Here is a 7,583-nt window from a genome sequence, read left to right on the forward strand (position 1 = left end):
TCGGGGGAGTATCTGGCGGGGTATGTGGTGCCGGTGGCCGGTGCGGTGGTGGACGAGCGGGTGGTGCGGGAGTCGGCTGCGGTGGCGTTGCCGGGGTTCATGGTGCCGTCGGTGGTGGTGGTGCTGGCGGAGTTGCCGGTGACGGTGAACGGCAAACTCGATCGCAAAGCGCTGCCCGAACCGGACTTCGTCAGCGCCGCGGTGGTTTTCGTCGCTCCCCGATCCCCGATCGAGGGGATAGTGGCCGCCGTGTGCGCCGACCTGCTCGGTCTCCCGCGGGTAGGCGTGAACGACGACTTCTTCGCCCTCGGCGGAAACTCTCTGATCGCCACCAGGTTGGTCGCGCGGATCAATGCGGCCGTCGGGGACCGGATCGGTATTCGCGACGTATTCGACGCCCCCACCGTGGCCGGTCTGGCGGCGCTGGCCGAGGCGCAGGAAGGGTTGGAGGCCCGGCCACCGCTGAAGCCGAGGGATGGTACCGCCGAAGTCCCCGTGTCCCCCGCCCAGCAGCGAATGTGGTTCATCAACCAGTTCGACACCTCCTCGTCCGCATACAACGTCGCGTTCGCGTTGAGGCTCGAGGGGCGGCTCGACCTGCATGCGCTCCAGGCGGCGGTGGCCGACGTCGTCGAACGGCACGAGGCCGTGCGCACCCTCTTCCCGCTCACCGACGACGGGCCACGCCAGGTGATCCTCCCCGCGGCGACCGCGGTGCCCGACCTCGAACCGATCGCGGTGTCGGGGGAATCCGAGCTTCGCGACCAGTCGCGGAGAGTGCTGTCCGCGGGATTCGACGTCACGACGCAGGTGCCGTTGCGCGCACGGCTGTTCAGGCTCGACGAGGATGTGCACGTGCTCGCGGTGGTGGTGCACCACATCGCGGCCGACGGCTTCTCGATGGCACCCCTCGCGCGCGACGTCATCGACGCGTACGTGTCCCGGGCAGGCGGGTCGGCCCCGGACTGGGCCCCGCTCGAGGTGCAGTACGCCGACTACGCGCTGTGGCAGCGCGAGTGGCTGGGGTCGGAATCCGATGAGAATTCACCCATTTCACGACAGCTGACCTACTGGACCACCACGCTGTCGGATCTGCCCGAAGTGCTGGAGTTGCCCACCGACCGTCCCCGTCCCACCGTGCGGTCACTTCGCGGCGGCCGCGTCGAGTTCGTGATCGATCCGGAAGTTCATGCCGGTGTGGTCAGGCTGGCGCGGCAACACACCACGACGGTGTTCATGACGTTGCATGCCGCGTTGGCGATCATGCTTGCACGGGTGAGCGGTGCGGACGACATCGCCGTCGGGACGCCGATCGCCGGTCGCGGCGAACGCGAACTCGACGACGTGGTGGGCATGTTCGTCAACACCCTCGTCCTGCGCACCCACGTCGACGGCGGCGCCACCTTCTCCGAGTTCCTGGCCGGCGTTCGAGAAACCGATCTGGGCGCCTTCACCCACGCGGAGGTCCCGTTCGAACGGGTGGTGGAAGTCCTGAGTCCTTCCCGGGTGACGGCGTACGCGCCGCTCTTCCAGGTGATGCTGGAGTTCCAGGACATCGAGCGCCCCACTCTGGAGTTGCCGGATCTGCAGGTCCGGAACATCGACCTCGAGATCGACACCGTCAACTTCGATCTGCAGTTGACACTGGCCGAGAACGCCGACGCCGACGGCAACCCGACCGGCATCGCCGCGGCGCTGGGCTACGCGACCGATCTGTTCGACGAGGACACGGTGCTCGGCCTCGCGGAACGGCTCGTGCGCATTCTCGAAGAAGTCACGGCCGACCCCGGCGCCCGGGTCGGAGACATCGACATTCTCGGACCACTGGAGCGTGCCGTACTGACCCCGGTGACGGGCGGTGCGGCAGTCGAAGCACGGACGCTGCCGGATCTGATGGCTGAGGCGGCCGCGAACGATCCGGAGGCCACTGCGCTGATCTTCGACGGGCGCGTCGTGCGCTACCGGGACCTCGACAGGCGATCGAACCAGCTGGCCCGCATGTTGATCGAGCACGGTGTCGGCCCGGAATCCGTCGTCGCAGTGTGTGTGCCGCGGTCCGTCGAATCCGTCCTGGCCGTCTGGGCGGTGGCCAAGTCGGGGGCCGCGTTCCTCCCGGTGGATCCGGACCATCCGGCAGCACGGATCGAATTCATGCTCACCGACTCCGGTGCCGTGTGGGGTATGACGGGGTCGGCGCAGCGCGGCGCACTTCCGGACACGGTGCCGTGGCTGGTGCTGGATGAACCGGGCTTGGAGGATCGACTGTCGCACTATCCGTTGTCGGCGATCACCGATGGCGAGCGGACAGCGACGATTCGGATCGACAATCCCGCCTACCTCATCTACACCTCGGGGTCGACCGGCACGCCCAAGGGTGTGGTCACCACGCACCGTGGTCTCGCCTCCTTCGCTGCACAGGAGAGGGCGACGTTCGGCACCACGCCCGAATCCAGGACGCTGCACTTCGCATCGCCGAGCTTCGACGCGTCCGTTCTCGAGCTGCTGCTGGCGGTCGGCGCGGCAGCCACGATGGTGCTCGCACCGCCGGCCGTCTACGGCGGTGCCGAATTGGCGCAGTTGCTGGAATCCGAGCGGGTCACGCACTGCTTCGTCACTCCGGCGGCGCTGGCGTCGGTCGACCCCGACGGTCTCACCGCGCTCGAGTGTGTGGTGACGGGCGGCGAGGCGTGCCCACCCGAACTGGTCGAACGGTGGGCGCCGGGCCGTCGCATGTTCGACGCGTACGGGCCGACCGAGTCGACCGTCGTGTCGAGCATCAGTGACGAACTGGTACCGGGGGCTCCGATCACCATCGGCGCGCCCACGCTCGGTTTCGCCGAGGTCGTGCTGGACGCGCGACTGCACCCGGTGCCTGCCGGTGTCGCAGGGGAGTTGTATCTGGCAGGCCCCGCCCTCGCACGCGGGTACCGCCGGCGGTTCCCGTTGACCGCCGAACGATTCGTCGCCGATCCCTTCGGCCCGCCGGGAAGCCGGATGTATCGCACCGGCGACCGTGCGCGCTGGCTGCCCGACGGTCAGTTGGAGTACCTCGGGCGCTCCGATTCCCAGGTGAAGATCCGGGGTTTCCGGATCGAACTCGGCGAGGTCGAGTCGGCGTTGCTCGCCCACGACTCCGTGGCCCACGCGGTCGCGAGTGTGTGGAAGGGGGACGGCGGCGATCGGCTGATCGGTTACCTGGTGCCTGAACCGGGTGCGACGATCGATGCGAGGGCTGTCCTCGACTTCGTCGGGGGCCGGTTGGCGTCGTACATGGTGCCGGCGGCGCTCGTGATGCTCGAATCGCTTCCGCTGACGGTGCACGGAAAGCTCGACCGCACAGCGCTTCCGGCTCCCGACTTCGCGGGTTCCGAGAGTCGGCCGCCGCAAACCGAGACCGAGGCGCTTCTCGCCGGACTGTTCGAGGAGGTGCTCGGCCTGGACTCGGTGGGCGTGGACGACTCGTTCTTCGCCCTCGGCGGCGACAGCATCATGTCGATCCAGTTGGTGGCCCGCGCACGAGCCGCCGGTGTAACCCTTTCTCCCCGAGACGTGTTCGACCACCGGACGGTCGCCGGTCTCGCCGCGTCGGCGCGATTCGACAGCGACGGCGCGGTGGCGCTCGACGAGCTGCCGGGCGGCGGAATCGGCCCCCTGCCGCTGACACCCGTCGCGTGCTGGACGTTCGAGCGCAGCGGCGGACGGCTCGACAGGTTCACGCAGGCACTGCTGCTGGCGGCCCCCGCCGGTCTCACCCGTGAGGTCCTCGTCCGCGCCGTCGACGCGTTACTGGACCGGCACGACATGCTCCGCGCGGGTGTCTCCCGAGAAGGCATGGACGTGTTGCCTGCGGGCGCGGTGCCGGCGGAAGCACTCGTCCGCCGGGTTCCGGTCGACACGGTGGCGGGAGACGGCTTCACCGCACTCGCGACCATGGAACTCGATGCTGCGGCCGACCACCTGGACCCCGCCGCGGCCCGCATGGTGCGGGTGGTCTGGTTCGACGTCCCCGACGGCGCCGGGCGACTGCTCGTGGTGGTGCACCACCTCGTGGTCGACGGTGTCTCGTGGCGCATCCTCGTCGCGGATCTCGCGTCGGCGTGCAGCCAACTCCAGGCCGATCTCACACCGGCACTGCCGCCAGTCGGAACGTCGATGCGGCGGTGGTCGCACGGCCTGTCCGACGCTGCGCGGCACCGGGCCGGCGAACTGGCCTCGTGGGAGAAGATCCTGGACGGCGCGGACCCACTGATCGGTTCGCGGCCACTGGATCCCGCGATCGACGTCGACGCGACCGTCGGCACCGTCACGGTCGACGTGCCGTCGGCGGTGACCGATGCCCTGCTCACCACGCTTCCGGCCGCGTTCCACGGGAGTGTGGGCGATGGACTGCTCGCCGCCGTCGCGCTGGCACTGATCGCTTGGCGACGGGATCGGGGCGTCTCCGTCTCGGACGCTCTGATCACCCTCGAGGGCCACGGCCGCGAGGAGCAGGTCGTCGCCGGCGCGGACCTGTCCCGCACCGTCGGCTGGTTCACCACCGTGTATCCGGCGCGGTTGAACCTCACCGGAATCGATGTCGACGACGCGATGGCAGGTGGTGTCGCGGCAGGGCGAGCGGTCAAGGCCGTCAAGGAGCAGTTGCTGGCGATCCCGGATCACGGGATCGGTTACGGACTGCTGCGCTACCTGGGCGACGAGACGTCGGAGGCCCTCCGCCGATTCCGCGCTCCGCAGGTGAGTTTCAACTATCTCGGTCGAGTGACCACCACGGACGGGGCCGAGGACTGGCTGCCGGTGGAGAGCACGCTCGGCGGCACGCGCAACCCCGACCTGCCGGTCGCGTCCGTGATCGACATCGACGCCGTCGTCGCCGACGGTCCCGAGGGGCCCCGGTTGAGGGCGTCGTTCGCCTTTCCGGCCGGGGTCCTCGACGAGGCCGAGGTCGCGGCGTTCGCGGATCTATGGCGCCGCGCCCTCGACGGGCTTGCCGCGCACTTGTCACGACCGGATGCGGGCGGGTTGACACCGTCCGACCTTCCGCTGGTATCGGCCGGCCAGCAGCAGATCGAGCGCTGGGAGGCGCGGTTCCCGCGACTGCGGGACGTGTGGTCGCTGTCTCCGCTGCAATCGGGATTGCTGTTCCACGCGTCCCTGGCCGCGGAGTCGATGGACGTCTACACGGCGCAACTGCGCATCGACCTCGCGGGCGCGGTCGACGCGGGACGGCTGCGCGCCGCCGCGGCGGGACTGTTGGCCCGTCACCCCAGCCTGCGGACCGCGTTCGTCTACGACGACGGGGTGCCCGCGCAACTGGTGGTCGACGCGGTGGACGTGCCGTGGCGGGAAGTGGATCTCACCGTCGAGGGGTCGGTCCCCGACACGGAACTCGCGCGCCTCCTCGACGACGACCGCAGTGCCCGATTCGACCTCGCCCGGCCGCCGCTGCTCCGTCTGACCCTGTTCCACACCGCACCCGAGCGCTTCGTGCTGGCGGTCACGAATCATCACATCATCCTGGACGGCTGGTCGATGCCGCTGCTGGTGCGGGAACTGCTGGTTCGCTATGCCGCCGACGGCGACCCGGCCGGGCTGCCGGAGCCGCCCTCGTACCGCACGTATCTGGACTGGGTAGCGACCCGGGACGCGGAGGCGTCGGCGCGGGCCTGGAAACGAGCGCTCGACGGTGTCGAGGAGCCGACGCTGGTGGCGCCCCACGCGTCCCCGGCGCTCTACGGTGTGCCCCACGAACTCGACGTCGAACTGCCCGCCCCGGTGTGCGGCGGACTCGCGGCGGCGGCGGCGCGCGCCGGTGTCACCGTGAACACGGTGATTCAGGCGGCGTGGGGGATGCTGCTGTCCCGGTTACTTTCCCGCGACGACGTGGTCTTCGGCGCCACCGTGTCCGGTCGTCCACCGCAGCTGTCCGGTGTCGAGAACATGCTGGGATTGTTCATCAACACGGTGCCCGTGCGAGTGCGGGTGGACCCGGACGAGAGCGTCGGGCGGCTACTCGTCCGCCTGCAGGACGAGCAGACGTCCCTACTCGACCACCATCACCTCGGCCTCGGCGAGATTCAGTCGCGGGTGGGTGTGGGCAATCTGTTCGACACGCTGTCGGTGTTCGAGTCGTTCCCGATCGACACGTCCGGACTGGACGAGAACACCGACATCGGGGGCATGCGGGTGACCGGTCTCGATGCCCGCGACGCCACGCACTATCCGCTCACTCTGCTGTCGATCCTCGAACCACGGCTGCGATTGAGTCTGCGCTACCAGCCGGGAGCCGTCGACCGGGACGATGCCGCAGCGCTCGCCGACCGCCTCGTCCGGATTCTGGTGACGATCGCCGGCGACGTGGACACCGCGGCCGGTGATGTGGAGGTTCTGGGGCCGGGTGAGCGGGCGTTGGTGGTGGGTTCGTGGAATGCGACGGGTCACCCGGTGCCGCGCACCACCCTTGCCGACCTGCTCGACGCGCAGGTGGCGCGTACGCCTGATGTGCCGGCGGTGGTGTGTGGGGATGTGGTGTTGTCGTATGGGGAGTTCGATGCGCGGGTGAATCGGTTGGCGCGGTTCCTGATCGGGGCGGGGGTGGGTCCGGAGTCGTCGGTGGGTGTGGCGGTGCGTCGTTCGGTGGATTTGCTGGTGGGGTTGTACGCGGTGGTGAAGGCGGGTGGGGCGTATGTGCCGATAGATCCGGATCTGCCTGCCGAGCGGGTGGGTTTTGTGGTGGGGATTGCGGAYCCGGTGTTGGTGTTGACGATGTCTTCGGATCGGGTGGKGGTGCCTGCGGGTGTGCGGGTGGTGGAGTTGGACRCCCTGGATGTGTCGGGKTTCTCGGATTCTCCGGTGGGGGATGRGGAGCGGCGTGCGCCGTTGCGTCCKGMKRATCCGGCGTATGTGATCTTYACGTCGGGGTCGACGGGTCGGCCGAAGGGGGTGGCGGTKCCGCACGAGGGTGTGGTGAATCGGTTGTTGTGGATGCAGGATCGGTACCCGTTGACGTCGGAGGACGTGATCCTGCAGAAGACGCCGGTGACGTTCGATGTGTCGGTGTGGGAGTTGTTCTGGCCGTTGATCGTCGGTGCGCGGTTGGTGATCGCGGAGCCGGACGGGCACCGTGACCCGGAATATTTGGTGAACGCGATCGTCGAGAATGATGTCACGACGGTGCATTTCGTCCCCTCGATGTTGGCCGTGTTCACCGCGGAACCGGCAGCGACGCGATGCACGAGCCTGCGGCGGGTGTTCGCCTCGGGGGAGGCATTGCCCGCACAGACGGCATCGAGGATGCAGGCGTTGGTGCCAGGCACCCGGATCCACAATCTGTACGGTCCGACGGAGGCGTCGGTGGATGTGACGTTCCACGAGGTCACGGGGGCGGATCGGACGGTGGTGCCGATCGGGGTGCCGGTGTGGAATACGCAGGTCTACGTGCTCGACGGGCGGTTGCGGGTGGGGCCGGTGGGGGGGTCGGGGGTGTCGAAACTCGGGGGGGTGCAGTTGGCGCGGGGGCATCAGGGGCGGCCGGATTTGACGGCGGATCGGTTCGTGGCGAATCCGTTCGGTGCTGGGGTGGAGGG

1 protein-coding gene is annotated in these 7,583 nt (G+C 69.0%); it reads left to right on the forward strand.

Annotated features, from left to right (window positions below; all coding sequences use genetic code 11):
* The coding region (locus AC1D1G_RS38315) for an amino acid adenylation domain-containing protein (RefSeq protein WP_477956196.1) at window positions 1-7,583 on the forward strand (7,583 nt) is incomplete at both ends.

The sequence above is a fragment of the Rhodococcus sp. P3_B8 genome, assembly GCF_056402775.1.